Annotated in this window: 21 protein-coding genes; 4 read left to right on the top strand and 17 right to left on the bottom strand. The window is 66.2% G+C overall.

Annotation, left to right across the window (positions count from 1 at the left end; all coding sequences use genetic code 11):
* Positions 1 to 16 precede the first annotated feature (16 nt).
* From ACVWZ8_RS18155 to coaE, 4 genes are all read right to left on the bottom strand, one after another.
* The gene (locus ACVWZ8_RS18155) at positions 17 to 1,378 is read right to left on the bottom strand and encodes an MFS transporter (RefSeq protein ID WP_456505975.1); all 1,362 of its coding nucleotides are present in this window, start codon (positions 1,376 to 1,378) and stop codon (positions 17 to 19) included.
* Positions 1,379 to 1,410: 32 nt separating this feature from the next.
* Positions 1,411 to 2,439 carry a TerC family protein gene (locus tag ACVWZ8_RS18150; RefSeq protein ID WP_456505404.1) on the bottom strand — a complete coding sequence of 343 codons (1,029 nt, stop codon included), beginning with the start codon at positions 2,437 to 2,439 and terminating at the stop codon, positions 1,411 to 1,413.
* Between the two features lie 177 nt (positions 2,440 to 2,616).
* Entirely contained in the window at positions 2,617 to 4,698 is a 2,082-nt protein-coding gene (gene uvrB / locus ACVWZ8_RS18145; RefSeq protein WP_456505403.1) for an excinuclease ABC subunit UvrB, read from the bottom strand.
* A gap of 41 nt (positions 4,699 to 4,739) precedes the next feature.
* Positions 4,740 to 6,005 (bottom strand): dephospho-CoA kinase, encoded by a 1,266-nt coding sequence (gene coaE / locus ACVWZ8_RS18140; RefSeq protein ID WP_456505402.1) that lies wholly within the window; start codon positions 6,003 to 6,005, stop codon positions 4,740 to 4,742.
* A gap of 22 nt (positions 6,006 to 6,027) precedes the next feature.
* On the opposite strand from coaE, the gene ACVWZ8_RS18135 reads away from it, so the two are divergent.
* Both ACVWZ8_RS18135 and ACVWZ8_RS18130 read left to right on the top strand, forming a co-directional pair.
* Entirely contained in the window at positions 6,028 to 6,726 is a 699-nt protein-coding gene (locus ACVWZ8_RS18135; RefSeq protein WP_456505401.1) for an IMPACT family protein, read from the top strand.
* Positions 6,710 to 7,234, top strand: a complete 525-nt coding sequence (locus ACVWZ8_RS18130; protein WP_456505400.1) for a GNAT family N-acetyltransferase — start codon at positions 6,710 to 6,712, stop codon at positions 7,232 to 7,234. The genes ACVWZ8_RS18135 and ACVWZ8_RS18130 overlap by 17 nt, the downstream gene beginning before the upstream one ends.
* A gap of 229 nt (positions 7,235 to 7,463) precedes the next feature.
* Here the strand turns inward: ACVWZ8_RS18130 and ACVWZ8_RS18125 are convergent, their stop codons facing one another.
* From ACVWZ8_RS18125 to polA, 5 genes are all read right to left on the bottom strand, one after another.
* Positions 7,464 to 7,826: a RidA family protein gene (locus tag ACVWZ8_RS18125; protein ID WP_456505399.1), complete on the bottom strand. Its 363-nt coding sequence runs from the start codon at positions 7,824 to 7,826 to the stop codon at positions 7,464 to 7,466.
* Positions 7,827 to 8,105: 279 nt separating this feature from the next.
* Complete coding sequence (locus ACVWZ8_RS18120; protein ID WP_426977996.1) at positions 8,106 to 8,537, bottom strand: VOC family protein; 432 nt, start codon at positions 8,535 to 8,537, stop codon at positions 8,106 to 8,108.
* A gap of 346 nt (positions 8,538 to 8,883) precedes the next feature.
* A complete protein-coding gene (gene rpsA / locus ACVWZ8_RS18115) occupies positions 8,884 to 10,359 on the bottom strand; it encodes a 30S ribosomal protein S1 (protein ID WP_426977998.1) in 1,476 nt (491 codons plus the stop codon).
* Positions 10,360 to 10,589: 230 nt separating this feature from the next.
* The gene (locus tag ACVWZ8_RS18110) at positions 10,590 to 11,879 is read right to left on the bottom strand and encodes a GNAT family N-acetyltransferase (protein WP_456505398.1); all 1,290 of its coding nucleotides are present in this window, start codon (positions 11,877 to 11,879) and stop codon (positions 10,590 to 10,592) included.
* A 68-nt stretch (positions 11,880 to 11,947) separates the two neighbouring features.
* Positions 11,948 to 14,587 carry a DNA polymerase I gene (polA, locus tag ACVWZ8_RS18105; RefSeq protein WP_456505974.1) on the bottom strand — a complete coding sequence of 880 codons (2,640 nt, stop codon included), beginning with the start codon at positions 14,585 to 14,587 and terminating at the stop codon, positions 11,948 to 11,950.
* 211 nt (positions 14,588 to 14,798) lie between these two features.
* Between polA and ACVWZ8_RS18100 the strand changes: the two genes are divergently transcribed.
* Positions 14,799 to 15,263 carry a hotdog fold thioesterase gene (locus tag ACVWZ8_RS18100; RefSeq protein WP_426978000.1) on the top strand — a complete coding sequence of 155 codons (465 nt, stop codon included), beginning with the start codon at positions 14,799 to 14,801 and terminating at the stop codon, positions 15,261 to 15,263.
* Between the two features lie 15 nt (positions 15,264 to 15,278).
* On the opposite strand, the gene ACVWZ8_RS18095 is transcribed toward ACVWZ8_RS18100, so the two are convergent.
* From ACVWZ8_RS18095 to ACVWZ8_RS18070, 6 genes are all read right to left on the bottom strand, one after another.
* Positions 15,279 to 15,830 (bottom strand): dihydrofolate reductase family protein, encoded by a 552-nt coding sequence (locus ACVWZ8_RS18095; protein WP_456505397.1) that lies wholly within the window; start codon positions 15,828 to 15,830, stop codon positions 15,279 to 15,281.
* Between the two features lie 104 nt (positions 15,831 to 15,934).
* On the bottom strand, positions 15,935 to 16,156 hold the full coding sequence (locus ACVWZ8_RS18090) for a hypothetical protein (protein WP_354241217.1): 222 nt from the start codon (positions 16,154 to 16,156) through the stop codon (positions 15,935 to 15,937).
* On the bottom strand, positions 16,156 to 17,367 hold the full coding sequence (locus tag ACVWZ8_RS18085; protein WP_426978003.1) for an inorganic phosphate transporter: 1,212 nt from the start codon (positions 17,365 to 17,367) through the stop codon (positions 16,156 to 16,158). The genes ACVWZ8_RS18090 and ACVWZ8_RS18085 overlap by 1 nt, the downstream gene beginning before the upstream one ends.
* A gap of 249 nt (positions 17,368 to 17,616) precedes the next feature.
* Positions 17,617 to 18,486, bottom strand: coding sequence for a universal stress protein (locus ACVWZ8_RS18080; protein ID WP_456505396.1), 870 nt, complete (start codon positions 18,484 to 18,486; stop codon positions 17,617 to 17,619).
* Between the two features lie 229 nt (positions 18,487 to 18,715).
* On the bottom strand, positions 18,716 to 19,840 hold the full coding sequence (locus ACVWZ8_RS18075) for a hypothetical protein (RefSeq protein ID WP_426978006.1): 1,125 nt from the start codon (positions 19,838 to 19,840) through the stop codon (positions 18,716 to 18,718).
* Positions 19,841 to 19,933: 93 nt separating this feature from the next.
* Entirely contained in the window at positions 19,934 to 22,132 is a 2,199-nt protein-coding gene (locus ACVWZ8_RS18070) for a multicopper oxidase family protein (RefSeq protein ID WP_456505395.1), read from the bottom strand.
* Between the two features lie 374 nt (positions 22,133 to 22,506).
* Between ACVWZ8_RS18070 and ACVWZ8_RS18065 the strand changes: the two genes are divergently transcribed.
* A complete protein-coding gene (locus ACVWZ8_RS18065) occupies positions 22,507 to 24,126 on the top strand; it encodes a long-chain-fatty-acid--CoA ligase (protein WP_456505394.1) in 1,620 nt (539 codons plus the stop codon).
* Between the two features lie 33 nt (positions 24,127 to 24,159).
* Here ACVWZ8_RS18065 and ACVWZ8_RS18060 read toward each other — a convergent pair whose 3' ends face one another.
* The gene (locus tag ACVWZ8_RS18060) at positions 24,160 to 25,011 is read right to left on the bottom strand and encodes a hypothetical protein (protein WP_456505393.1); all 852 of its coding nucleotides are present in this window, start codon (positions 25,009 to 25,011) and stop codon (positions 24,160 to 24,162) included.
* Position 25,012: 1 nt separating this feature from the next.
* Positions 25,013 to 26,701 (bottom strand): multicopper oxidase family protein, encoded by a 1,689-nt coding sequence (locus ACVWZ8_RS18055; RefSeq protein WP_456505392.1) that lies wholly within the window; start codon positions 26,699 to 26,701, stop codon positions 25,013 to 25,015.
* Positions 26,702 to 26,756: the final 55 nt, after the last annotated feature.

The raw sequence follows: 26,756 nt of genomic DNA, 5'->3' as shown, positions 1-26,756 counted from the left end.
TCCGTGGGTAATACAGCTAGCCGGCTTGGGCGGCTGCGTGTGAGGTGCTGCGGCTCCGGACCACGGCAGGGACGGCGACGGCCAACACGGCCGTGGCGAGGGCTGCGGCTGCCAGGTTGAGGCCCTGATAGCCCACTCCGCTCATCACGACTCCGGAGAACCCCGCACCGACTGCGCCGGCGGCTCCCATCAGGGTGTCGGCCACACCCTGGACCAGGACCCGGTCCTCGGCGCCGACGCTTTCGGCGAGCAGGGTGGACGCGGCGATGGTGGCCGCGGACCAGCCGAGTCCCAGCAGGACGAGGCCCGCGGTCACCAGAACGGGCTGCTGCTGCCCGAAGCCGGCAACACAGACCGCGAGCAGGATCAGCCCGTGCCCCAGGATGATCACGGGCCGGCGCCCCGCCTTGTCCGTGAGCCAGCCCATCACCGGGGACAGCGCGAACATGCCGGCGATGTGCAGCGAGATGGTGAAGCCGATCAGGACCAGGACATCGGTGCTGGCGGCATGGGCATGGCCGGCCGGCATGCCGGCCAGGGTCCCTTCGCTCAGCAGCTGGAGATGCAGCGGAGTCATCGACATAACAGCGACCATGCAGCCGTGCGCGGACACAATGGCCAGCAGGGCCAGACGGGCTCGCGGCGACGCCCCGACCGCCCGCAGGCCGTTGCGGAGGGCGTGCCGCCGTCGGACTCCCGTGGTTCCCTTCGCGGCCGGCACGGCTCCGGCAGCCCTGATCCGGGCGGCCAGCAGCAGCGGATCCGGCCGCAGGCCGACCACCAGCAGCAGGGCTGCGAGGGCCAGGCCGCCGGTCGAAAACACGAACGGACCGGCCAGGGCCGGCAACCCCAGCGCCTCCCCTACGACAGCTCCCGGACGGATCAGGTTGGGCCCGGCGACGGCACCGATGGTGACCGACCACACGACGATGGCGAGGGAGCGGCCGCGGTGCCCGGCGTCGGCCAGGTCGACGGCGGCGAAGCGGGCCTGGAGGTTGGCGGCGGTCCCCAACCCGAGCAGGGCGGCCCCGAGCAGCAGCACCGGAAAGGCTCCGGTCACGGTTGCGAGGATGATGAGCAGGGACCCGGCCATCGCGGCCAGCTGCCCGGTCACGAGGGCGGCCCGACGGCCCCGGCGGCCTGCCAGCCCGGCCAGAGGGAGAGCTGCGACGGCGGCAGCAAGCGTCACGGCCGTCGTCACCGAACCGGCCCAGGCGTTGGAGCCGGAAAGCTGCACGGCGAGCAGGGACCCGACGGAGAGGCTGGCACCGCTGCCCACGCCGCTGAGGAGCTGGGCTGCGCTCAACACGGAAACGGTACGGCGCTGGACCCGTTGGGGATCCAGCGCCGTACCGCCGGGTGCTGCTGCTTCAATCATTTTCACAGTCCGAGCTTAGCCGGACCAGGGGACTACTCGACGTCGCTGAGGCTCTTGCGGGAGTCCTCTTCGAGCCTGACGTCGAGCTTGGCCTTCGATGCCCTGGAGCTGGCCAGGCTGGCGATGACGGCGACAATGATGGTGCCGATGATCACCCCGAGGGAAACGTAGGTGGGGATCTCGGGAGCCCACTCGATGTGCTGGCCGCCGTTGATGAAGGGCAGTTCGTTGACGTGCATTGCATGCAGGACCAGCTTGACGCCGATGAAGGCGAGAATCACGGACAGCGCGTGCTTCAGGTAGACGAGCCGGTTCATCAGGCCGCCGAGCAGGAAGTACAGCTGCCGCAGTCCCATCAGGGCGAAGATGTTCGCGGTGAAGACGATGAAGGCGCTCTGGGTGAGGCCGAAGATGGCCGGGATGGAGTCGACGGCGAAGAGCAGGTCCGTCATGCCGATGGTCACGAAGACGATCAGCATCGGGGTGAAGACCTTCTTGCCGTTCACGTCGGTGCGCAGCTTGCCGCCGTCGAACTTCTCGGACATCGGCAGGATCTTGCGGATCCGGGCGATCAGCGGGTTTTCCTTGTCTTCCTCGTCCTCGCCCTCGTCCTGGGCCTGCTTCCAGGCGGTCCAGAGCAGGAAGGCACCGAAGATGTAGAAGACCCAGCTGAACTGTTCGATCACGATGGCGCCGAGCATGATGAAGATGCCGCGGAGGATGAGCGCGATGATGATGCCCACCATGAGGACTTCCTGCTGGTACTTACGCGGTACCGAGAAGCGCGCCATGATGATGATGAACACGAACAGGTTGTCGATGCTGAGGCTGTATTCCGTCACCCAGCCGGCGAGGAACTGCCCGCCGTACTCCGGGCCGGTGAAGGCGAACATGGCGGCGGCGAAGACCAGGGCGAGGGCCACGTAGAAGGAAACCCACAGTCCGGCCTCCTTCATGGAGGGCTCGTGCGGGCGCTTCAGGACCAGCAGCAGGTCGATGGCGAGGATGATGCCGAGAACGACAAAGGAGCCGATCTCAAACCAAAGGGGAAGTTCGGGCACGAAGATACCTTTCGCAGGGTGCGACTGTGCGGTGTAAGTCTCTCCGACCGCCCTGAATGTCCGGTACTACGTACCTGGTACTGCCTGGCTGCCCGCTACGCCCGGCAAGGCATCTGTGCCGTGCGTGTTGACGATCGTAGCGCTTGGGATACTCCCCTACGTTCGAACAACTTTACCCTAGGCGTGCCCGGCGGACTGCATCTGGCGCAGTTCCTTCTTCAGCTCGCCCACCTCGTCGCGGAGCCGGGCCGCGAGCTCGAACTGCAGTTCCCCGGCCGCGGCGTGCATCTGCTCCGTGAGCTGTTCGATCAGGCCCACGAGGTCCTCGGCCGGCGCGGCGGCAAGCCCGTCCGCCCGGACCTTCGCAGCGCCCTTGCCCTTGCCGCGCGCCTTGCCCGCGCTGGCCAGCAGTTCGCGGGTGTCCGCGTCCTCCTTGGCAATCTGGTCCGTGATGTCGGCGATCTTCTTCCGCAGCGGCTGCGGGTCGATCCCCTTTTCGGTGTTGTATGCCACCTGGATTTCGCGGCGCCGGTTGGTCTCGTCGATGGCCTTGGCCATCGAGTCCGTAATCCGGTCCGCGTACATGTGGACCTCGCCGGAGACGTTTCGGGCGGCACGGCCGATGGTCTGGATCAGCGAGGTCGCCGAGCGCAGGAAGCCTTCCTTGTCCGCGTCGAGGATGCTGACGAGGGACACCTCCGGCAGGTCAAGGCCTTCGCGGAGCAGGTTGATGCCCACGAGCACGTCGAAGACGCCCATCCGGAGTTCGCGGAGCAGTTCCACCCGGCGCAGGGTGTCGACGTCCGAGTGCAGATACTCCACCTTGACGCCGTGGCCCAGCAGATAGTCGGTGAGGTCCTCGGCCATCCGCTTGGTCAAGGTGGTGACCAGGACGCGTTCGTTCTTCTCGGTACGGGTCCGGATCTCGCCAAGCAGGTCATCGATCTGGCCCCTGGTCGGCTTGACGATCACCTCGGGGTCGATCAGGCCGGTGGGACGGATGATCTGCTGGACGAAACCGTCGGACTTGCCGAGCTCGTACTTGCCCGGCGTCGCCGAGAGGTAGACCGTCTGGCCCACCCGCTCGAGGAACTCGTCCCACTTCAGCGGGCGGTTGTCCATCGCCGAGGGCAGCCGGAAGCCGTGGTCCACGAGCGTGCGTTTGCGGGACATGTCGCCCTCATACATGGCGCCGATCTGCGGCACGGTGACGTGGGATTCATCAATCACCAGGAGGAAGTCGTCCGGGAAGTAGTCGATGAGGCAGTGCGGCGCCGTGCCGCCGGCGCGGCCGTCGATGTGCCGGGAGTAGTTCTCGATGCCGTTGCAGAAGCCCATCTGCTGCATCATTTCGAGGTCATAGGTGGTGCGCATCCGGAGCCGCTGCGCCTCCACGAGCTTGTTCTGGCTTTCGAGGACCTGGAGCCGCTCGGCGAGTTCGTCCTCGATTTTCGTGATCGCCCGGCCCATGCGTTCCGGACCGGCCACGTAGTGCGAGGCGGGGAAGACGTACATCTCGTTCTCATCCCGGAGTATCTCCCCGGTGAGCGGGTGAAGGGTGTAGATGTTCTCGATCTCGTCCCCGAAGAACTCGATCTTAATCGCCAGCTCCTCGTACATCGGGATGATTTCCACGGTGTCGCCGCGGACGCGGAACGTGCCGCGGTGGAAGTCCATGTCGTTGCGGGTGTACTGCATGGCGACGAACTTCCGGAGGAGATCGTCCCTGTTCATTTCCGCACCTTTGCGGAGCGTGACCATGCCGGCGATGTATTCTTCCGGCGTGCCCAGGCCGTAGATGCAGGAGACGGTGGCCACCACAATCACGTCGCGGCGGGTCAGCAGCGCGTTCGTTGCGGAGTGGCGGAGCCGTTCCACTTCCTCATTCACGGATGAGTCCTTCTCGATGAAGGTGTCCGTCTGGGGCACGTAGGCCTCGGGCTGGTAATAGTCGTAGTAGGAGACGAAGTACTCCACCGCATTGTTCGGAAGCAGTTCGCGGAATTCGTTGGCGAGCTGCGCGGCGAGGGTCTTGTTCTGGACCATCACCAGGGTGGGCCGCTGGACCTGCTCGATCAGCCACGCCGTCGTCGCGCTTTTACCGGTGCCGGTGGCGCCGAGCAGAACCACGTCCTTCTCGCCGTTCTTGATGCGCTCGGTCAGTTCCGCGATCGCGGCGGGCTGGTCGCCGGCAGGCTGGAAGTCGCTGATGACCTCGAAGGGGGCCACGACGCGGTTGATTTCCTGGGCAAGACTCATGCATCTAATCTACCGCCGGCCACCGACAGGAACTCCTTGTTTCAGCTTTGGGCCGTACCGGGGGCGGCATCCTGCGCGCTGCCGCCCGCCTGATCGGTGGCGTACGACGGCGGCTGCCAACCGCTGCGGCGCACCCACTCTTCCATCTGCGGCGCGGCGTAGTCGGTGAACCACGCCTCCTTGTCGGCGGCGTAGCCCGCGGTGGATTTGTCCACGCCGTGCCGCCGTGCCACCCGCCGTTTTTCGGCGAGGTAGTCCGTGCGGGCTGCGGCGTCGTCGCGCAGCCAGTCCCGGAAGCACAGCGCGTACCGCCAGCCCGGTGACCCGGCGGAACGGACGTGGAGGTTCACGGCGCGGCCGGGGTCCGCGTTGCCGTGCAGGCGCTTGTCCCAGTCGACGGGGTCCGGGTGCGAGGGCTTGGGGTTGTCCGTGACGATGCCGGGCCAGCGCGGGAACCCTGCCGCGGCCAGCAGCGGCTCGAGCCGGTCCGCCGTCGCCAGGTCCGTGACACTGAGCTGCAGGTCGATCACGTCTTTGGCGTCGAGGCCGGGAACTGCCGTGGAGCCGATGTGTTCGACGGACAGGATGTCCTGCGGCGCCGCCGCCTGCAGACGGGCAATCAGCCGGCTGGCCTGGGCCGGCCACGCGGGATTCGCGGGGTTGAGCACCGGGCCGCCGGTGCGCGGGGCAATGCGGTGTTTGGCCAGGTTTTCCGCGAATGGCGCGAGCCGGTGCCGCCAGAGGAGATCCACCGCATCCCGGGCTTCTTCCTTTGACCCGGAGTTGTCCAGGACGACGTCGGCCGCGGCGAGGCGTTCCTCACGCGTGGCCTGGGCGGCCATCCTGGACGCGGCGTCCTCGGCGGTCATTTTCCGGTGTTCGATCATCCGCTGGACGCGGACGGCGTCCGGGGCGTCCACCACCACGACCAGGTGGAAGTTTGCGCCCTGCCCGGTTTCGACGAGGAGCGGGATGTCCTGGACCACGACGGCGCCCCGCGGGGCGGCTGCCACCAGCGCGGCGGCACACTCCCGGACGAGGGGATGGATGATGCCGTTCAGGACGCCAAGGCGTTCCGGGTTGCCGAACACCAGGACGCCCAACCGGGCGCGGTCCAGGCCTCCGTCGGGTGTCAGGATCGCGGCGCCGAAAGCATCGACGACCTGCGCCAGCCCGGGAGTCCCCGGCTCCACCACCTCCCGCGCCAGTGCGTCGGCGTCGACCAGCACCGCGCCTAGTTCGCGCAGGCGCGAGGCGACCACTGACTTCCCTGAGGCGATGCCGCCCGTCAATCCGATCTTCAGCACCCCTCCAGACTAAACTGATCGGGTGGCAGATGATGCGGTGTCCCCGGAGAGCAGGGCCACGGCGTACACCACTCTGGCCGGACCGGAGTTCCGCCACGAGATCGACGTCAAGCGGTCCCGGTTCATCACCGTGCTGCACCGCACGGCAGACGAGGACAGCGCCCGGTCCGTGCTCGCCGGGCTGCGCCGGGAATTCCACGACGCGCGGCACCACTGTTCCGCCTTCGTGCTCGGTCCCGACCGCGACGTGCAGCGCTCCAGCGACGACGGCGAACCCTCCGGGACGGCGGGCATCCCGATGCTCGAAGCGCTGCTGAAACGCGAGACCGCCCCCGGGGTGACCGATCTCAGCGACACGACCGCCGTCGTCGTCCGTTATTTCGGCGGGATCCTGCTCGGCGCCGGCGGGCTGGTGCGGGCCTACTCCGAATCGGTGTCGGCTGCTTTGGACCGGGCGCCGCGGGTGCAGCGGCGCCGGCTGCGGATCTGCGCTGTTCCGGTGCCGCATACGGCGGCCGGGCGGCTGGAAAACGAGCTGCGCGCCGCGGGCTACGTCATGGCGGAAACCAGCTACGAGGCGCAGACTACTGTTCTCAGGCTTGCCCTGCCGGACGATCCGGCCGGACTGGCCGAGGCCGGTGAGCGGCTCGCCGCCCTCTCAGCCGGAAGAGCAGTGCTGCTGCCCGGAGAAACGGAGTGGACCGATGTCCCCATCAGCTGACTTGTCCGTTGCCGTGGCGCTTGTGGATGTCAGCGAGGAGGTGCTGGAGCATCTCCTGACCGTCGCCATCCAGGATGCCGACGCCGACGAAGTGACGCCTCCACTGGGCAGCGCCGAGGGCTGGAACTCGGAACGGATCAGCTGGTTCCGCGAGTACCACCATGACGCGGCGTCCGGGCTCGACGGTCCCGCGCGGCAGAAGAGCTGGGCGATCAGCTGCAACGGCGAGCTCGCCGGGTCCATCCGGCTCCGGCGGGCCGGTCCCGGGACGCTGGAAACCGGGATTTGGCTGGCGCGGAGCTTCCGCGGCCGGGGAATCGGCAGCGAGGCACTCCGGCTGGTCAAGGCGCAGGCCGCGGCGTCAGGAGCCACGGCCCTGGAAGCAGATACCACGGCTGGCAACGCCGGTGCGCTGGCGCTCCTGCGAGCAGCGGGCGCCGAACTGGTGGCCGGGGATGCCTCCGGCGAAGCGGCTGTTCCGGTGAAGGCCCGCATCTTGCTGGGCTGACCCCCACCACGCCCCCCCCCCCGCGGGACATGCCCCGCCCGCCCCGCGACCACTGGACATATGCCCCCTGTGCCCACTCCCCGGGCCCAGGACTGGACATGTCCTTCCGGATCCGACACTAGGACTGGACATGTCCCATCAATGCCCGCGGGGACTGGACATGTCCTCCGGAACTGCGGACGGATCGTTCCTGCTACCCGGCAATCTTCCAGATAGGTCCAAGCCGCTCCTACGGCAGGACGACGGTGGCTTCGATTTCGATCAGCAACCCTTCCACGGCCAATCCGGTGACACCCACAATCGTCTGGGCAGGGTGGTCCGTCGACCCCTGGACCTCCTCGATGGCGGCGGTGATCACTTGATAGTCGGTGGGCCGGAGGGTGTAAATGGTCCGCCGGTACACGTCTTCCCAGGACGCCCCGATGGCATCGAGGGCAGTCTTGATATTGCGCATGGCTGCCTTGGTCTGCTCTCCGAGATCGTCACCGCCGAGGAGGGCGAAGTTGGGGTCGAGCGCCACCTGGCCGGACAAGAAGGCCAGGCCGGCTCCCGGAGCAACGACTACATGGGTGAAACCGGGGGCGGCGTGCATTTCGGGCGGGTTCAATAACTTTCGGCTTGACATCGGAATCCTACTCTCTGTCGGGGGCGCACAGTCAGGGGCGCACAGTGCCCGTACGGGACTGGCCCGTCGCCCGCCAGGGATGGTTGGGACCATCATGGGATAACCATGCTGACAGAGCATCCGCGGGTGCGTTTGGCGGTCAGGGCTCCGGGTCTCAAGGCGCCCGTGGGCTCATCGTACGCTCGGGCGCGCTGCCCCGGAATGGGGCGCGGTCACACCGGGACTGCCCTTCAGCGGCGGTTGCTTTCAGTGCGCGATCTCCCAGATGTGACCGGCCGGATCGCGGAAGCTGGCAGTGCGGATCCCCCATGGCCGGTGCATCGGGCCGTTCAGCAGTTCGACGCCGCGGCTCGCCAGTTCGGCGCACATGGCGTCGACGTCGTCGACCTCGATGGTGAACTGCATCCGGGCCCCGGCCGTGGGAGGGGCCACAGCCGCGGGCTGAATCAGCTCGGGTGCCGCACTGGTCTTCAGCAGGTTGATCATGGTGTTCTCGAATGTGAATACGGCCGAGGCATCGTCCTCAAAGGCGATCGGCAGGCCGAAGACCTCCTGATAGAAGTGCTTGGTGGCCGCCAGGTCCTCGACGAACAAGGTGATGGCGCCGATCCCCCGCGGCCACGGGCCGGGGCCGTCGGGTGCTGCTGCGGGTTGTGCCGTTCGTGATGCTTCACTCATGAATAGTCCCCCGGGTAAGACGCGGTGTGCACCTGCAAAGTGTGGACTCGGGGCCGCTCCGCCGTCAAGGATCTGCCCGGTTTGACGGCCCTCCACGGGACATGCCCCACGCTTGCCGCAGCCACCGGACATAATCCCGAAGTGCCCACTCGCTGGGTCCAGGACTGGACATGTCCCACTGGATCCTTACCGGACACTGGACATGTCCCACTGGATCAACGGCCAAGGACGCGCCGCGGATTAACGAAAGGTGGCCGCCCCTACGGGACGGCCACCTTCACGGTGCTACTTCTAAGCTAGCAACTGCCAGGTCTCAGGGAGCGGACTCCCTGAGCATCAGTGGCAATTAGTTGCCGGTCAGCTTCTCGCGCAGTGCTGCAAGAGCCTCGTCCGAAGCAAGCGTGCCTGCACCGGTCTCGGCTGCAGCCGGCTCGGAGGAGTAGCTGGTGGTGCCGGAGTCGCTCTCGCCGGACGTTGCAGCTGCAGCGTCGTCGGCAGCGTGCTGGGCAACCTGCTTCTTGTGGGCTTCCCAGCGGGTCTGGGCGTCAGCGTACTGCTGCTCCCAGGCGGTGCGCTGCGTCTCGTAGCCTTCAAGCCACTCGTTGGACTCCGGATCGAAGCCCTCCGGGTACTTGTAGTTGCCCTCTTCGTCGTACTCTGCGGCCATGCCGTAGAGAGCCGGATCGAATTCGGTGGACTCGGCGTCAACGCCCTCGTTAGCCTGCTTGAGGGAGAGGGAGATGCGGCGACGCTCGAGGTCGATGTCGATGACCTTGACGAACAGCTCGTCCCCTACGGAGACAACCTGCTCGGCCAGCTCAACGTGGCGGACTGCGAGCTCGGAGATGTGGACCAGGCCTTCGATGCCGTCTTCAACGCGAACGAACGCGCCGAACGGAACCAGCTTGGTGACCTTACCCGGAACAACCTGCCCGAGGGCGTGGGTGCGGGCGAAGGTCTGCCACGGATCTTCCTGCGTGGCCTTGAGCGACAGGGAAACACGCTCGCGGTCCAGGTCCACCTCGAGAACCTCGACGGTGACTTCCTGGCCAACTTCGACAACCTCGGACGGGTGGTCGATGTGCTTCCAGGACAGCTCGGAAACGTGGACCAGGCCGTCTACGCCGCCCAGGTCCACGAAGGCACCAAAGTTGACGATGGAGGAAACGACGCCGGGACGGACCTGGCCCTTTTCCAGCTTGTTGAGGAACGTGGAGCGGACCTCGGACTGGGTCTGTTCGAGCCATGCACGGCGGGACAGCACAACGTTGTTGCGGTTCTTGTCCAGCTCGATGATCTTGGCTTCGATCTTCTGACCGATGTACGGAGCAAGGTCGCGCACACGGCGCATCTCGACGAGGGATGCGGGCAGGAAGCCGCGCAGACCGATGTCGAGGATAAGACCACCCTTGACAACCTCGATGACGGTACCGGTGACGACACCGTCTTCTTCCTTGACCTTCTCGATGTCGCCCCAGGCACGCTCGTACTGAGCACGCTTCTTGGAGAGGATCAGGCGGCCTTCTTTGTCTTCCTTGGTGAGCACCAGGGCTTCGACGAGATCCCCAACGGAGACGACGTCTCCGGGATCAACATCGTGCTTGATGGACAGCTCGCGGGAGGGAATGACACCTTCGGTCTTGTAACCGATGTCGAGCAGAACTTCGTCGCGGTCGACCTTCACGACGGTACCTTCGACGAGGTCTCCGTCGTTGAAGTACTTGATGGTGGCGTCGACTGCTGCGAGGAAGTCCTCGGCGGTACCGATGTCGTTAATCGCGACTACGGGGGTACCGGGCTTCTCGGTGGAGGTGATGGTCATGTAGTAGGGGCTCCGTTGTGGATAGTGAGTCGGTCAGGCAAACCGCTGCGCCCGCATTAAGGAATGCAGGCGAAGCACACGGCACCTCAATTGAGATCAGCCGGGTCATCCTGATTTGTGGATTGTAGATGCGCGCACGTAGTACGCGCCCGTTTAGTCTAGTCGTTTACGTCAACGCCGGTCAAAGCGCGCAACGAGGCCCGTCGAGGCTCTCCCGGCGCCGCATCCGCCTAGAAGTGCGTGAGGCAGTGCGGGGCGCGTTCGACGCCGAACATCTGCCGGGCGGTCAGCGCTGCTCCGGCGGTGGGCTGGCTGATCCGGCCGGCCGCGGCCAGCGTGACCGGGCAGACGCCGCCGAGGTAAATAGAGCCGAGCGCCGCGACCTCCATGACAAGGTCCGCTGCACGGTCCCCTTCCACGCGGCTGACGGTGGCGCCGCCGTCGTACACGGCCAGCTCAAACGTTCCGCCGGCAAGGTCCAGGCCGTCCAGGATCCGCAGGACGAGGGTGCCGTCCGCGGCATAGTGGCGTGCCGCCAGGGCCGCCTCCGTGTCCAGGATCCTGAGCCAGAGCATGTCCCGGTGGTCCGAGGACTCAACGCAGCGCGGGTCATCCAGCGCCCAGCCCAGGGGATCGTCAACCGGCGCCTCCTGCCAACTGACCCGCTCCACGAGGTCAATGCTGCCCAGGAACTGCCACAGCTCCAGCTGGGCGGCGTCGGTGGCGGCCAGCAGGTCGACAATTTTTACCGTGGGAGGTTTGGCCTCCCAGCCGGCAAACTTGTAGGAGACGTAGCCGTCCACCGTACCGTCGGCGTCGTAGTGCAGGGCGCACTTGACCCCGTCGTCCTCGGTGCCGTCCTTGGACAGTGCACCGGAAACCCTTTGCCGGTACGCCTCCTGACGGCCCAGCGAACCCGGGGTAAGCCGGTGGACGCGGGCGAACACCTCGGGGGCAAGGTCCAGCAGGACCCTGGGGTCGGCGATTTCCACCCGGCCGGTGGCGCTGTGCCGAAGCCGGAAGCGCGGCCCGGTGTCCACCGTGATGCTGCGCTCGAAGGTGGCGACGCCGTAGCCGAACCGGCCGTAGATCGACGCTTCCGAGGCGGTCAGGGCCGCTATGGCCATCCCGTCCGCCCGGGCGGCCGTCAGGTCCTCCGTCATCATCCGGCGCAGCAGCCCCTGGCGACGGTGCGTCCCGCGCACCGTGACCGCGGTGACCATGTGGGCCGGCAACTTCCGGCCGTAGCCGATGTTCAGTTCCTTGCGCAGCGTGGCGAAGGTGGCCACCGGGACGTCGGAGGCCAGGGAGTGGGCCGCGACGTCGCCGGTCTGGTAGACCCCCGTCATCTCGCGGTTGTCCACGCGGTACATGGCCATGACCTTGTCCACGAACTCGTCCTTGTGCCGCTCGTCGTAGAACCCGACGCCCACGCCGCGCAGCCATTCCGTGCCCCAGGCGTAGCCGGCTCCGCCTTTTTCTGCCGCGCGGAACCGTCTGATCTCATACTTCTCTGCCACGTACGTCTCCCACTGTGAAAAGACCTGCCGCTGAACCCTGTTGCCCCGGCAAGCCGGAGCCGTAAAACCTAGTGCCCGGCGTCGTACCAGGTGGGACCGACGCCGATCTGGACTTCCAGCGGGACGCTGAGCTCGGCCGCAGCGCCCATCTGTTCCGTGACCAGCTTCTCCACGGCCTCCCGTTCGCCGGTGGCCACCTCGAGGACCAGTTCGTCATGGACCTGCAGGAGCATCCGCGATTTCAGTCCCTGCTCGGCCAGCGCGCCGGCGACGCCCAGCATGGCCCGCTTGATGATGTCCGCAGCCGATCCCTGGATGGGTGAGTTCAACGCGATGCGCTCCGCGTTCTCGCGAAGCTGCCGGTCCGTGCTGGTGAGGTCCGGCAGGTAGCGCCGGCGGCCTTCGATGGTGGCCGTATAGCCGTCGATGCGGGCCTGGTCCACGACGCCGCGCAGGTAGTCGCGGACAGCGCCGAACCGGTCGAAGTATTCCTTCATGAGGGTACGTGCCTCGTCCACGGAAATCTCCAGCTGCTTGGAGAGCCCGAACGAGGTCAGTCCGTAGGCGAGGCCATAGGACATGGCCTTGACTTTGGAACGCATCGCGCTGGTCACCTGGTCGGTGGACACATGGAAGATGTTGGAGCCCACGAACCGGTGCAGGTCTTCGCCGTCCTGGTAGGCCTGGATCAGGCCGGCGTCCCCCGAGAGGTGGGCCATGATGCGCATCTCGATCTGCGAGTAGTCCGCGGACAGCAGGCAGTCATAGCCTTCGCTGACGACAAAGATGCCGCGGACGCGCCGGCCTTCCTCGCTGCGGATGGGGATGTTCTGCAGGTTGGGGTTATTGGAGGAGATCCGGCCCGTGGCTGCGACGTTTTGCGCGTAGGTGGTGTGGATCCGGCCGTCGTCGGTGACGGACTTCTTGAGCGACTCCAGCATCTGGCGCAGCTTCGACGACTCGCGGTGCGCCATCAGCTGGACCAGGAATTCATGCCCGGTCTTTTCCAGGAGGTTTTTCAGCGAGGCGGCATCGGTGGTGTAGCCGGACTTGATCTTTTTGGTCTTGGGCAGCTGGAGCTCGTCGAAGAGGACCGTCTGCAGCTGCTTGGGCGATCCCAGGTTCACCTCGTGTCCGATTGCGGCGAAGGCAAGCTCCTGCGCGTTGTCGATCACTTTGGAAAGATCCGCCAGCTGCTCGTCCATACGCCGCATATCGATGGAGATCCCGGCACGTTCCATGTCGGCCAGGACGCGGCTGACCGGAAGCTCGAGAGTGGACAGGAGCTCCTGCGCCTGGCGCTCCCTCAGCTCCGCCTCGAAGTAGCGGCTCAGGGCGTGGACGACGGCGGCGACCTGGACGAGTGCGCCGGCGGCGGCTTCATCGCCATCAAGGTCCAGCTCCAACTGTCCAGCCTTCGCTGCGGCGGTGGAGATGCCGATGTTGAGGTGGTGCTGCGCCAGCTCCGCGAGCTCGTAGCTGCGGCGGTCGGGCTCGATCAGGTAGCCGGAGATCGAGGTGTCATCCACGACGCCCTCGAGTTCCAAACCACGGGCGTCCAGTGCCTTCACGGCAGCCTTGTACCCGTGCATCACCTTGGGCGATTCGGGGTCCCGCAGCCACGCTGCCAGGACGTTCTCGGCAGCGGCGTCCTGGCCGGCGAGGTCGATGTATGCGGCGGCGCCGTCGCGGACGATCGCCAGCGCGGCGGCGTCCTCGCCGATCCGCCCGGGGACCAGATCGACGGCTACTGCGGATCGCTGCGTGGCGCCTGCCGCCAGGAAGGCGGCCAGCTCAGCTGCCCGGCCGGGGGTCACGAAATCCGGCGTGTCGACGCTTTCCCGCTCCGCGGTTTCCGGGGCCTCACTGCCGTAGAGGGCAAAGAGCCGGGTACGGATGGTCTTGAATTCGAGGGTGTCGAACAGCTCCTCGAGGGCGGACTGGTCCGGCCGCGGTTCCGCGAGCTCGTCCAGCGTTACCGGGAGGTCGAGGTCGGTGTGCAGCCTGTTCAGCCGCCTGTTGCGCTTGACGTCCTCAACGTTTTCGCGGAGGGCGTCCCCCACCTTCCCGCCGATGGAATCCAGGTTCTCGAGGACCCCCTCCAGCCCGCCGTAGAGGTTGATCCACTTGGCGGCCGTTTTGGGGCCGACGCCGGGAACACCGGGGAGGTTGTCCGCGGACTCCCCCACCAGCGCGGCGAGGTCAGAATACTGTTCGGGGCTGACGAAGTACTTTTCCTGGATGGCTGCCGCGTCCAACCGGGGAATATCGCTCACGCCTTTTTTGGGGTACAGCACAAAGACGTTGTCCGTAATCAGCTGGAAGGCGTCACGGTCGCCCGATACGAGAAGGACCTCGAAACCGGCCTTGTCTCCCATGGTGGCAAGAGTGGCCAGGATGTCGTCAGCCTCATAACCGGGCATCTTGATGGTCTTGATGCCCCACGCGCCCATGACCTTGTCGATGAGGTCGATCTGGCCGCTCATCTCCCGGGGGGTCTCGTTGCGGCCACCCTTGTAGTCGCTGTATTCGGCCTTGCGGTGCGTGGTCTCATCCGAGACATCGAAGGCTACGGCAATGTGGGTGGGCTTCTGTTCCTTGATGAGATTGATGAGCATGGAAGTAAACCCATGGATCGCGTTGGTGTGCTGCCCATTGGCAGTGGAGAACTTGTCCGCCGGTAGGGCGAAGAAGGCGCGGAAGGCCATGGAGTGGCCGTCGAGGACCATCAGCCGGGGCTGGTCCGTGATGGGAATCACGGGTGCCTCAGTGGCGGAAACCGGCCCCGCGGCCCGGCTGGACTTCCGGGCGGGCCTGGCCGCAGTCACTGATTCGGTCTCAGTTGCCGGGAGGATGTCTGCTGCGGATGGGGCAAGGGCCGGTTTGGTAGTTTCGCTCACAGGTGCCAGCCTAGTTCCCATGATGGACAATTTCACGCCGGCCCCGTTCGCGGCCGAACTGGCGGCTGCCGGAGTGCCCGAGGAAATGCATGACTGGCTCGGACAGTACGGCGTGGGGGCGCTGGTGGTGAAGATGGGGATCCATTTCCTGGAGATGAGTCCCGAGCGCACGGTAGGCACCATGCCGGTGGAAGGCAACACCCAGGTGGCCGGGATTCTGCACGGCGGCGCCCATGTGGTCCTGGCCGAGACTCTTGGTTCCTTTGCCGCCGGAATGCACGCCGGGCCCAAGAGGCAGGCACTGGGAATCGACGTCAGCGCGACGCATCACCGGGCCATCACCAAGGGCACCGTGACCGGGACGTGCACGGCCATCCACCTCGGCCGGACCATCACCACGCATGAGATTGTTATGACGGACGAGCAGGGCCGCCGGCTGTCCACGGCGCGGATCACGAACCTGATCCGCAACATCGCAGAGTAGGTCGTCGCACGCCCGCTAGGGCCGCTGTCCGCCGAAGCGGTAGCGCAGCTCCACGATGCCCCGGCCCATGGTCTGGGAGGAGATCAGCTCCAGCGGCGCCGTCGGGCCGGCCAGCGGAAGCACGCCTTTGCCGTTCCCGAGCACCACCGGGATGATTGAGATGATGAGTTCGTCCAGCACGCCGGCGTCCGCGAACTGCGCTGCCAACACACCGCCGCCTACGATCCAGACGTTACGCCCGCCCGCCTCCTCCTTGAGGTCCTCGACGAACTCCCCCACGGGGCCACGGACAAAGGTGATGTCCGTTCCCTTGGGAGCCGAGAGTTCGTGGTGGGTGAAGACCCAGCACGGCGTGGACGGGTAGGGCCAGTTGCCGGGTTCGTGTTCCATGAGCCAGGCGTAAGTTTCGCCGCCCATCACGATGCAGCCGACGTCGGCCATGAACGCATCGTAACTTTCCTTGCCCCCGGCGAAGCCGTCGAACTGCAACAGCCAGTCCAGTTTGTCATCGGCTGTCGCGATGAATCCATCCAGGGATGAGGCCACGAAGTACTGGAGACTCGACATGGCCCCAGCCTAGCGATTACCGTCCGGGGTTCCCATAGCCCGCGGCGACCGCGGGCAGCGGTGACCGCGGGCAGCCGGGCCGGCAGACGGTGCCGTGCCGCGGGCTACTTGCTGAAGTAGGGAATGATCAGGTATAGCCCAAACAGGACGGCGATGCCACACAGGCCGAAGCACGCGATAGCGAGCGGACGGACCCATACCGGCTTGTTTTCACGTACGTCGCCGGCGATGGCCGTGAGCCGGACTCCGAGGGCGTAGAGGACGACGACGGTTACCGCGGCAACGAGGGTTGCTCCGGCGACCTGCAACAGTTCCAGCCACTTCATTACTGGCCACCCTTCGTCTTGTTGTTGCCGCGCCTGACGGCAATCGCCTTCTTCTTGCGGAACTGCACGGCCTGCCCGGCTTCCTCGACCTCGACGGCGTTGTGGTGGCCCACGTGCGATTTCCGCGACTGGAAAAACATGTACAGGACGGCGGCGGTTCCGGCGACGGCGGCGATGACAACGCCCACCACCCCGATCCCTACCAGCATCGCCGTGAGGGCGCCCATGATGCCGGCGGCCGGGAGGGTGAAGAGCCAGCCGACGGCGATCCGTCCGGCGGTGCCCCAGCGCACTGTTGTGCCGCGGCGGCCCAGTCCGGAACCGATCACGGAGCCGGAGGCCACCTGGGTGGTGGACAATGCGAAGCCCAGATGGGAGGAGGCCAGGATCGCGGAGGCGGTGCTGGTCTCGGCGGCGAAGCCCTGGGCGGGCTTGACGTCGGTGAGGCCGGACCCCATGGTCCGGATGATGCGCCAGCCTCCCGCGTAGGTGCCGACCGCGATGGCCAGGGCGCAGGCGGTGATGACCCAAAGCTGCGGTCCGGTGCCGGCCTGCTGGGTTCCCGCTGCGATCAGCACGAGGGTGATGATGCCCATGGTCTTCTGGGCGTCGTTTGTTCCGTGGGCGAGGGCAACGAGGCTGGAGGTGAAGATCTGGCCAGTGCGGAATCCGCCGCGCTTCTGGGTGAGCTTGCTGCCGGTTTCCGGGTCGTGCCGGGACGTAAGGGCGTAAGCCAGCCTGGTGCACAGGTACGCCACTCCGCCGGCAATGATGGGCGCGAAGATGGCCGGCAGGATCACCTTCTGGAGCAGGGATTCGAAGTTCACCGAGTGGATGCCGATGCCCGCTATGGCGGCGCCGATCAGGCCCCCGAAGAGCGCGTGCGAGGAACTCGACGGCAGGCCCTTGAGCCAGGTGATCATGTTCCAGAGGATGGCGCCCATCAGTCCCGCGAAGATGATCTCCGGGGTGATCTGGATCCCGTCCGAGCCTTCCTTGATGATGCCGCCGGACACGGTCTTGGCCACTTCCGTCGAAAGGAAAGCGCCCACCAGGTTCAGCACCGCCGCGAGGGCGACTGCCGTTTTGGGTTTGATGGCACCGGTCGCGATGGGGGTGGCCATCGCGTTGGCAGTGTCATGAAATCCGTTGGTGAAGTCGAAGAAAAGCGCCAGCGATATCACCAGCGCAACCATTACGGTGATTTCCACTTGTTGCCCAATCTGCAGAGTCGACGGTCAGCATTTTCATTCCCGTCGCCGCGCAACGTTCATCCGGGATTGACCGGGACGACGTGCGGCGTCCAGCAAAGTAGCTTGAAACCCTATAGATCGTACGTGGGAAAGGCATCAGGGCAAAACAAGCTTCGGGGACGGCGAACGCCGGACATCCCGTCGGTCAGCATCCCGGCGATCTTCCCCTGACCTCGTCATGGGCCGTCATCAGCGCCTCGCCGGGTGTCAGTCCTCGTGCTTGACCTTGCGCACCCGGGTGACAATGGTTGGGCACGGCACGTGCAGCAGGACAGCGTGGGCTGTGGAGCCGAGCACCAGCCGGGAGAAGCCTCCACGCCCCCGGCTGCCGGCTACCAGCAGGCGTGCCTCCGCAGCGATGTCGACGAGGGCTTTGGCCGGCTCGGTGTCCTTTTCGAGGCGCTGATGGACCACCAGGTCGGGGTACTTGTCGCCCAGGCCGGCCACGGATTCGCTAAGGACGATCCGGTTCTCCGCGACCATGGTTTCGGCGAGTCCGCTCGACGGCAACCGGTTCTCGACCCAGCGCGCAGGGCTCCGGAACCCGAGCACCACGGTCAGCTCATCGCGGCCGCGGTCGGCTTCGGCGGCAGCGAACTGGACGGCCTGGCTAGACTCTTCGGAGCCGTCGACGCCGACGACGACGCCCCCGGCAGCGGCCCCCTGCTTGAGCGGGATGACGGCTACCGGGCTGTCCGAGGCGGAGACGATCTGCAGAGCGCGGTCCGTCAGGGGACCGCCGTCCATCCAATGCCTGTCATGTACGCCGACAACCACCATGGACGCCTGTTTGGACGCCTCCCGCAGTGCCGCGCCCGCGCTGCCATGACGAAGCTGGATCTCCACCTTCACGTCGGGCGCCTGCCGGCTGGCGCTGGCCGCTGCCTTATGCAACAGTTCCATGCCCGATTCCCTGATGAGCTCCTGATACTGGAAATCAGGAGACATCCAACGGTCGTCCACTGCATGAATAGCGATGACCGGGAGCTGGAGTCGGGCCGCCCGCTGAAGTGCCCACGTGAGTGCGGCCTCGCTTCCGGCAGACCCATTGATGCCGACGACGATTGGTTTAATCATTGCGAATCCTGCTCTTCTCGTGGCGTGACGGCTCCGCCAGCCCACGACCCGAGCAGCAGTGCCCAACGGTCCGCTGACACTTCAGTGTGCGCCGCCTGCCAGGAGCTCGGTTAGGGCCTTAAGCCCCCCACATGCCTTCCCGAGCCACAGTTTCGTCGCTGCTGTCCCGTCAGCGGCCTGATGCCAGCGGTCGGCGCTCCTCGTTCCCTTGCGTCAACCTCTGCGCGTCTCAATGCGGGGAAGTTCTCACCGATTCTTCCCCCGGGCTTCCCGGGTTGTCGAACGAGGCCAGGCCGGTTCCGGCGAGTCCCAGGACGCTGACGGCGATCGCCGCCACAACCGGGAGCGAGCGGATGTGGGCTGAGGCCGGTGGGCGTTTGGGGAGCCGGCCTTTTTCGCGGAGTAGGACGACGGCGGCCACCAACGTGCTCAGCTCCAGGACGCCGGCAGCCCAGTCCGGCAGTCCCGACGGTTCGGGTACGCCGGCTGCGGGTCCGAAGGGCAGTCCGACCGTGCGGGAGTACAGCCACAGCGCCAGCGGCACGATCGAGACTGCCGCGACGGCCCGGAGCATGGTGCGGTGCCGCCGTCCGAGGGACAAGAGTCCAAGGGCAAGCTGTGCTGCGGTGAGAACAATGAAGAAGGCACCGGCGGCGGCCCACTCGCTGAGATGCTGGGGTACGACGGCGGCGTGGATGGCAGCGCTGCCGAACAGAGCAGTAGCCAGATACAGCCGCCGGTGGTCAATTCGGCCGCCGCGGGCCGTTCGCCGTCGGGGCCTGCTGACGTCCAGTCGGCCGCCCCGGATCGCCACCGCCCAGCCGACGAGGACGAGGTTGGTGAGCAGGATTATCCCGCTACCATAGCCCACGGCGCGCATCTGTAGCCCTAGCGTCGCCTGCTGTTGCAGCGCCAGGCAGTTCCCTTCCGTGCACGTATGGCTCATCGAGTCCATCAGCTGCAGCTGGCTTGACTGCAGGTCATAGTCGTAGGCCGAACTGACCGAAATTTCTGCGATGCCGACGGCGGTGCCGGCCGCAACGACCAGCAGCGCCGCCAGGACCGTCCTCGACGGGCGCAGCACCGGCCCGAATAGACGGAGCGCCAACGTCAGTGCCCCGAGCACCGCGACGACGAAAACCGGCAGGACCAAGGTGGACTCCCGCAGCCAGCTCGCGAATGGCTCCTGCGTGCGTTCAATGGCCCCAACGGCACCCCGCAGCGACATCATCCAGAAACCGTCGGCGTAGGCCATCACGACAGCCAGCGATAGAACCGTCAGCCACGGGACGGCTGGGCCGGGGATCGCGCCGCTGCGCTCGTTGACGGAGTTGCCGAGTTTGGTGTCGATCATCTCCCGTTACCTCGCATATCCGTTGTCGGAACCGGGGCTTGCCTGGTGCGACATACCCCGGCCCCTTGGTTCATCAGGGGAGGAGGGAGGCAGTCACGGTGTGATCTCCCAGCCGAACATCATGGCGTGGTCCTCGTGCGCCAGGTTGTGGCAGTGCGCCACGTAGGGCCCGACGAAGTCCCGGAATCCGCGGTAGAGGATCACCGACTCGTCCGGGTCGAGCGCCGCCAGGTCTTCTTTCGAGACGTCGTCGGGATGCCCGGGGTTTCCCGCACGAGTCACGTCCTTGCCGTTGCGCATGACGGTGCGGTGCTCCTCCATGTGGAGGTGGAAGGGGTGCACCCAGCCGCCGCCGCCGTTGCGGACCTCCCAGAGGCTGAAGCTGTTCTTCTTCTGCCGGGCCAGCGGCGTCGCGCCGGCCGGGTTTTTCAGGCACGTCACCACCGTCGTCGGGTCGAAGGGCTTGCCGTTGATGAGCCATTCGGTCTCCCCGCCCAAGCTGCCGCGCTTCACTTCGAAGATCAGGCGGTTGTCCAGCAGGCTCTGCCAGTTGCTCGGCAGCGGCGGTAGCGGACGAAGGGGCATTTGGGGCGCCGGAATCTGGCTGTCGTCCGGCGCGTTGTCGCCGATCACGAACTTCAGCACCGGCACCTTGTACTTCGGATCGGGGAAGAAGCGGGACGAGTTGGACCACATCCGCCCGTTGGGCATCTTCATAACGTTGGTGAGGTAGATGACATCGCCCTTGGTAGTCGGCGTGCCGTCCTGGTACCTGGTGAAGTCGACGATGACCTCGCGCCGCTTGGCCGGCCACAGTTCGAACGAGTCCCGCTTGATCGGGAACGGCAGGAGCCCACCGTCCGAGGCGATCTGGGTGAACTGCATGCACTGCTGGCCGTCCTCGATGCGGTACTGACCCTCAAGCTCGTCATCCACGTAGCCGAGCGACGCCGACGACTTCGGGCCCAGCGTCGAGCTCATCAGCTTGAACTCGTAGATCCTCGAGACTGAGGCGTCAAGGAACCGGAAGCGGTACTTGCGCCGCTTTACTTCCAGCACCGGGGAGGCCGTGCCGTTGACCGTGCAGATGTCGCCCACAAAGCCGTGGTTGGGAAAGTGCTTGTAGAACGTCTTGCCCCACCACTCGGGGTGCTTGGCCGGGTTCTTGGCGGCCGGGAACTCGCCCTGCCCGTCGTGGATGTCCTTGTGCACCGTGTCGCCGTCGTCAAGGCGGAAGTCGGAGAAGGCCAGCGGGATGTCGTATTTGACGTCGAAGGACCCGTCCGGGTTGTCAGTGCGGACGCCGGGCAGCCGGAGGCCCTGCCGCTCGTCTCCCATGTCCAGACCGTACTTCGGGTCGTAGATGGGGTACAGGCCGACCAAGCCCTTGTAGACGTTCGAGCCGGTGTGATCCATCCGGTGGTCATGGAACCAGAAGAAGCTCTGCTTCTCCCGGTCGTCTCCACCGGCCGGCCAGTTCAGGTACAGGTTGTCGACCCACATCTGCGGCAGGAACCCCATGCGCCTCGGCCCGGACACCATCGAGTAGTGCGGGTTGCCGTCGCTCTCGGGCGCGGTGTGACCGTTGTGCAGGTGGGTGAGGAAGGACCAGTCCGGAGAGCCGAAGTCCTGGCGATCGAGGTTGAGCGGGTTCTCGTCCAGGTGGTTCTCGAAGCGGACGAGCGCCGGCTTGCCGTATTCGGCGTTGATCATCGGCCCGGGGAAGGTGCCGTTGAAACCGTAGATCGTGCTGAGAGGCAAGGTCCGCTTCGTGCCCGGGGAATAAGCCTTGCCGGATGAGTCGAACGAGACAGTCGGCTTACCGTCTGCGTCGATCGGCAGCACCTGAGACGTGGTGAAGGCGTGGGTCCGAAGCAGTACGTCGATCTTGTAGACGATCGGGTCTGGATAGCCGATTTGACCGGGCCAGATCTGGTGCCGCTCGTTGCGCAGCGAGTTCTGCTGGCCCGTCCCGGGTCCCGGCGGATTCCGCCAGGCGCTGTACACCGACCTCGGGACCGGGGCGAGCGCCCTCGGGATCGGTAGGGGATCGGTAAACGGCGAGATGATCAGCGGGCTCGTCGGGAACTTCTCAAGGTAGAAAAAGCCATCACTAAGCGCTGTGGATGTGGCGGCAAAAGCGCCGTCGGCCGAGAGCAGTCCCCTCTGAGCCAGAAACGGGGCGCCCCACCCCTGCGCGGCGACCAGCGCGGCTCCGGCTCCCCCGGCCGCCCCCAACCTCAAGAGCGTGCGGCGGGACACCGGGCCGGCGTTTGCAGAATCCTCCGGCATCAGTCTGCGTCCGTTTCGCACGGGGCCGATAGGTAGCCCTGCGGCACCGGTTCGCCGTCGATTGCACGGCGTTCCCCAGTTTGAGGTTTGATCATGACGAAACTCCTTGCTTTGTCCACTCAGCTTCGTGATGCGGTTCCCCCGCGATCAGTGTGAGTCGCAGACCTTGGGAAAAACACTGGGACTTTTCCGGGCCCGGATTCTTCCGTGACACCGGATCGCGGCCGCGTCCGGGCGCATGTCCGGGCCCCTCCTAGCTAACAGGGGGCCCCGGAGCACCAGCATGAGCCCTGGTCGACGCACCGATAGGATTTTTCCGGCAGGCTTTTCGGCTCGCGAACCGCACCGGCGCATTCCAGTGGCAAGGACACATTATGGATTCCTCCGTGCGGCGCTTCGGCTCCAAGACGGCCCTGGAGTTCTTCGGGGCACGCACCAGCTACCGGGAATTGGGCGCGCTTATCAGCCGGGCCGCCGCCGGACTCAAGAAACTTGGCGTCAAGGCCGGTGACCGGGTGGCCCTCGTCCTGCCGAACTGTCCTCAGCACATCATTGCCTTCCATGCCGTGCTGCGGCTGGGCGCGATCGTTGTGGAGCACAATCCCCTATATACGGACCGGGAGCTGCGCCACCAGTTCGAAGACCATGGCGCCACCGTGGCGATCGTCTGGGACAAGGCGGTGCAGCGAGTGAGTCAGTTGCCGCCCGACGTCGGGCTCCGGACCATCATCTCGGTCGAGCTGATCCCGGCGATGCCGCTGCTCCAGCGGTTGGCACTCCGGCTCCCTGTGCCCGCGGCGCGGAAAGCCCGCGCAGCCCTGGCCGCCGGGAAGAACACCACCCAGAAGCGGGGGCGCCCTCTGGTCCTGCCCTGGCGGAAGCTCCTGGAGGCCGGCGAGTTGAAGAAGAAACACCCCCGTCCTGCACCCCAGGACCTGGCGGTCCTGCAGTACACGAGCGGCACCACGGGCCTGCCCAAGGGCGCCATGCTCACGCACGCCAATCTGCAGGCCAACGCCGCCCAGGGCCGGGCGTGGGTGCCGGGGCTCCGGGACGGCCGGGAAACCGTGTACGCGGTGCTGCCCATGTTCCACGCCTACGGACTGACTCTCTGCATGACCTTCGCCCTCAGCATCGGCGCGAAGTTGGTGCTGTTCCCGAAGTTCGACGTCGAGCTGGTGCTGAAGGCGCTCAGGAAGTCGCCGGCCACCTTCCTGCCGGCGGTCCCGCCGATCTACGACCGGATCGCCGCTGCGGCGGCGGAGCGCGGCGTCGGGCTCGAGAGCATCCGCTTCTCCATCTCCGGGGCCATGAACCTGCCGACGGCGACAGTGGAGACCTGGGAGAAGGCTACCGGCGGGTACCTGATCGAGGGCTACGGACTGACCGAAACGTCCCCTATCGCGCTGGGCAATCCCTTTGGTTCCAGCCGGAAACCGGGCACCGTGGGAGTGCCGTTCCCGCTGACCGATATCCGGGTGGTGGATCCGAAGAATGTCGCGGTCGACCGTGCCCCGGGCGACGAGGGAGAATTGCTCATCCGCGGCCCCCAGGTCTTCTCCGGATACTGGAACCGGCCGGATGAAACCGAGGAGGCGCTGCTCGACGGCGGCTGGTTCCGCACCGGCGACATCGTCTCCGTAGATAAGGACTACTTCGTGACGATCCGGGACCGGATCAAGGAACTGATCATCACGGGAGGGTTCAACGTCTCGCCCAGCGAGATCGAAGACGTGCTCGTCACTTTCCCGGGCCTTGAGGAGGTTTCCGTCGTCGGGTTGCCCCGCGCGGGCGGCGGCGAAGATGTGGTGGCGGCCGTCGTCCCCGTCCCGGGCACCACATTCGATCCGGATGCGCTGCTGGCCTTCGCCCGGCGGCACCTGACTGCTTACAAGGTGCCGCGGCGCGTGGTCGTGCTCGATGAGCTGCCCCGCTCCCTGATCGGGAAGGTGCTGCGCCGGGAAATCCGGGACAGGCTCGTGGCCGGCCGGTAGGGGAATACTCCCTCCGGCCGGCCACGAACGCGGTCAATGCCCGGAATCGTCGCGGCCCGAAGCGTGCGCGCCCTCGGTCTCCGCCGGCTCCGGCTCCGCGGACAGGTCCACTCCTTCCCCGGTGGCCGAACGCGGGGCGAGCTCGACCTCCCCGGGGCCAACACCCGCGCCGCGGGCCATGCCCTCCCGGACCGCCTCCACCAACTCGTCGCTGAGCAAGGGTCCGGTGTAGCCCACGGTCAATGCGCCGCCGTCAAGCGACGTGGAATAGTTTCCGAGCGCGTCCGAGAGGATCCCTTCGCTGGCGATCGTCTCCGCCAGCGCGGCCGGGTCCGCGGACCCGATCCTGAACTGCAGGTCGTGGACGAGCACTGACCCGACATGGACATGCTCGACGCCGGTAAACGAACCCACAGGTCCGAAGGCAAGCCCGGCCAGTGCATCAGCCTCCTCATGCGTGCCTTCGGGTGGGAGTGCCACGATCACCTCCGGGACGACGTGTTCCAGGACGACGGGATCCAGTACATCGGGCGAGATGTCGGAGAAGACCATGCCTTGTGCGGCGGCTGTCCGGTCTAGCTGCTGACGCAGCGCGGCCGGATCAGCGTCCGCGGTGGGGTGGACGGCGATGACCAGGCGGCGCCGCACCATGAGCCCGTCGTGGCTGCTGGCCGGCCGGCCGTTCCCGACGTCGGCACCGGTCTCGAGCGAGGCGGCCTCGCCGCTGGCCGGCCCGGCCGGGTCCGCTGCGGTGGAGTTGACGGCGCCGGCCGGTGCCGCGGCCGTCGGGCCCGGAGATGCGGCCGGGTCCGGCGTCCCGCCCGTGCAGGCACTGATTGCCAGCACGAGCAGGGCGGCTGCCGCCGTTTTTCCGATCCGGCCCATCTCAGGTCCCGGGCGGCAGGCCGGGCCGGTACACCGGCGGAAAGGCGTCGGCCGGGGACGTATCCAGGACGGGCGGGTCGGAGGTCACGGGGTCGTTGGTCCTGTAGTCGCCCACGGCGAACTGGACCATCATGTCGTGGTCCTCGTGCACCAGGTTGTGGCAGTGGACCATGTACCGCCCGCCCCGCTCCTTACCCGTGTCGAACTGCATGAGCGCGGTGATCGACTCGTTCTCGCCCGCATAGAAGACGTCTTTGGGTCCGGTTTCCCAGGGGAACGGCTTGCCGCCGTTGGTGTTCCGGCCAATGATCTTGGCGTCTATCAAGTGGATGTGGACGGGGTGGAACCAGCCTCCGGAAGCATTTGTGATAGTCCATTGCTCGATGTCATAAGGCTTTGGATTGCCGAACAACTTAGTCAACCCGGACTTCTCCACGTCCGCCCAGGTGACACCATTGATGGTCCACTGCCCGTTCGCCCGCAGCACTTTGAGGTCGCGTTTTACCACGGCCATGTCCGGGGTCAGCTTCATGGTGGCTACGGCACCCATGGCTGCGTTGACCGCGCCGCCGTCCTCCAGCGTCGCCGGGATACTGGAGATGGAACCGGTGGCGGATCCGGAGTCCTCGACCACCTCGAAGCGCATGATCTTCCCGGTATTGGCGAAATTGACGTTGTTCTTATTGCTCAGGTTGCGCAGCTCGATCATTTGCCCGCGCCGGTACCGGCGGAAGTCGATCAGCACTTCGTACCGCTCGGCGGTGCCTTGGCGCCAGGACTTGACCGCCTGGACCACCGGAACCATGCCGGCGTCGGTCCCCACCACGTAGACCGGCTCCCCGGTGGAAAGCGTCGGGCGGTAGGACCGAGTAATCGAGGCGATCAGGACCCGGAAACGGTAGATCCGGGGCTTGACCTTCATAGTCGGCCATGGCACGCCGTTAACCATGATGATGTCGCCCCACAGACCGTTGTGGCCGTTGTCGTTGTAGCCGAGGGATCCGTCCGCGTTGAACATCGCGTCCGAGATCATCAGCGGCACGTCGAACTCACCCTGCGGCAACTGGGCGCTCTCGTACTTGTCGGTCAGGGGGTAGAAGCCGGCGAGCCCCGAGTACACGTTCTGGGCCGTGATGTGGTGCTTGTGGTCGTGATACCACAGCGTCCTGGCCGTCTGCCAGTTCGGATAACGGTAGTTCTTGACATTGCCGGGCGCGGTGAAGTCGTTGGCGTAGCCGTCGTACTGCGGCAGCGACGCCGAGCCGTGCAGGTGGGTGACCGTGTCGAAGGCACCCGGCTGAAGCACGCCACGCGCGGGCAGGGCGTTGCGGATCCGCACCTCGGTCCTCGTGCCCTGGACGGCGCGGATCGTCGGGCCGGGGAAGATGCCGTCATAGCCGGCCACGGTGGTGTTCAGTCCGGGGACGAACTGCGCCTGGCCAAGCTTCTGGGTGAGGGCGTAGCGCGCATAGGGCCGCGCCGGATCGCCGTCGTCGTAGCCCGAATCAAAAGGCGTCAGCTCCGGCGGACGCCGGAAGACTCCCGCGTAGGGGATGGGCATGTTCTGGGGTGCCAGCAGGCTGGCGGTGGCCGGGGCCGTCGAGGGGGCGTCGTCGTCGCCGTTCTTCATCCCCGCCAGGCCGAGTGCGCCCACAGCACCCAGTTTCAAGAGTTCTCGTCGTGTCGTCATGGCCCCTCCAATATGGGGAAATAGGACTGAATAACGTGCCGAAGGTGAACCTTCG

This window comes from Arthrobacter sp. UYCu723, assembly GCF_054059215.1.
Note: the sequence above shows the minus strand (reverse complement) of the source record. Positions and strands in the feature narration are given on the sequence as shown.

Bases quoted from the DNA above. Each gene is read 5' to 3' on its own strand.
- ACVWZ8_RS18155 (WP_456505975.1), bottom strand. From the start codon at position 1,378: ATGATTGAAGCAGCAGCACCCGGCGGTACGGCGCTGGATCCCCAACGG.
- uvrB (WP_456505403.1), bottom strand. From the start codon at position 4,698: ATGAGTCTTGCCCAGGAAATCAACCGCGTCGTGGCCCCCTTCGAGGTC.
- ACVWZ8_RS18130 (WP_456505400.1), top strand. From the start codon at position 6,710: ATGTCCCCATCAGCTGACTTGTCCGTTGCCGTGGCGCTTGTGGATGTC.
- ACVWZ8_RS18125 (WP_456505399.1), bottom strand. From the start codon at position 7,826: ATGCACGCCGCCCCCGGTTTCACCCATGTAGTCGTTGCTCCGGGAGCC.
- ACVWZ8_RS18120 (WP_426977996.1), bottom strand. From the start codon at position 8,537: ATGAGTGAAGCATCACGAACGGCACAACCCGCAGCAGCACCCGACGGC.
- rpsA (WP_426977998.1), bottom strand. From the start codon at position 10,359: ATGACCATCACCTCCACCGAGAAGCCCGGTACCCCCGTAGTCGCGATT.
- polA (WP_456505974.1), bottom strand. From the start codon at position 14,587: ATGGCCTTCCGCGCCTTCTTCGCCCTACCGGCGGACAAGTTCTCCACT.
- ACVWZ8_RS18100 (WP_426978000.1), top strand. From the start codon at position 14,799: ATGATGGACAATTTCACGCCGGCCCCGTTCGCGGCCGAACTGGCGGCT.
- ACVWZ8_RS18095 (WP_456505397.1), bottom strand. From the start codon at position 15,830: ATGTCGAGTCTCCAGTACTTCGTGGCCTCATCCCTGGATGGATTCATC.
- ACVWZ8_RS18090 (WP_354241217.1), bottom strand. From the start codon at position 16,156: ATGAAGTGGCTGGAACTGTTGCAGGTCGCCGGAGCAACCCTCGTTGCC.
- ACVWZ8_RS18080 (WP_456505396.1), bottom strand. From the start codon at position 18,486: ATGATTAAACCAATCGTCGTCGGCATCAATGGGTCTGCCGGAAGCGAG.
- ACVWZ8_RS18075 (WP_426978006.1), bottom strand. From the start codon at position 19,840: ATGATCGACACCAAACTCGGCAACTCCGTCAACGAGCGCAGCGGCGCG.
- ACVWZ8_RS18070 (WP_456505395.1), bottom strand. From the start codon at position 22,132: ATGCCGGAGGATTCTGCAAACGCCGGCCCGGTGTCCCGCCGCACGCTC.
- ACVWZ8_RS18065 (WP_456505394.1), top strand. From the start codon at position 22,507: ATGGATTCCTCCGTGCGGCGCTTCGGCTCCAAGACGGCCCTGGAGTTC.
- ACVWZ8_RS18060 (WP_456505393.1), bottom strand. From the start codon at position 25,011: ATGGGCCGGATCGGAAAAACGGCGGCAGCCGCCCTGCTCGTGCTGGCA.
- ACVWZ8_RS18055 (WP_456505392.1), bottom strand. From the start codon at position 26,701: ATGACGACACGACGAGAACTCTTGAAACTGGGTGCTGTGGGCGCACTC.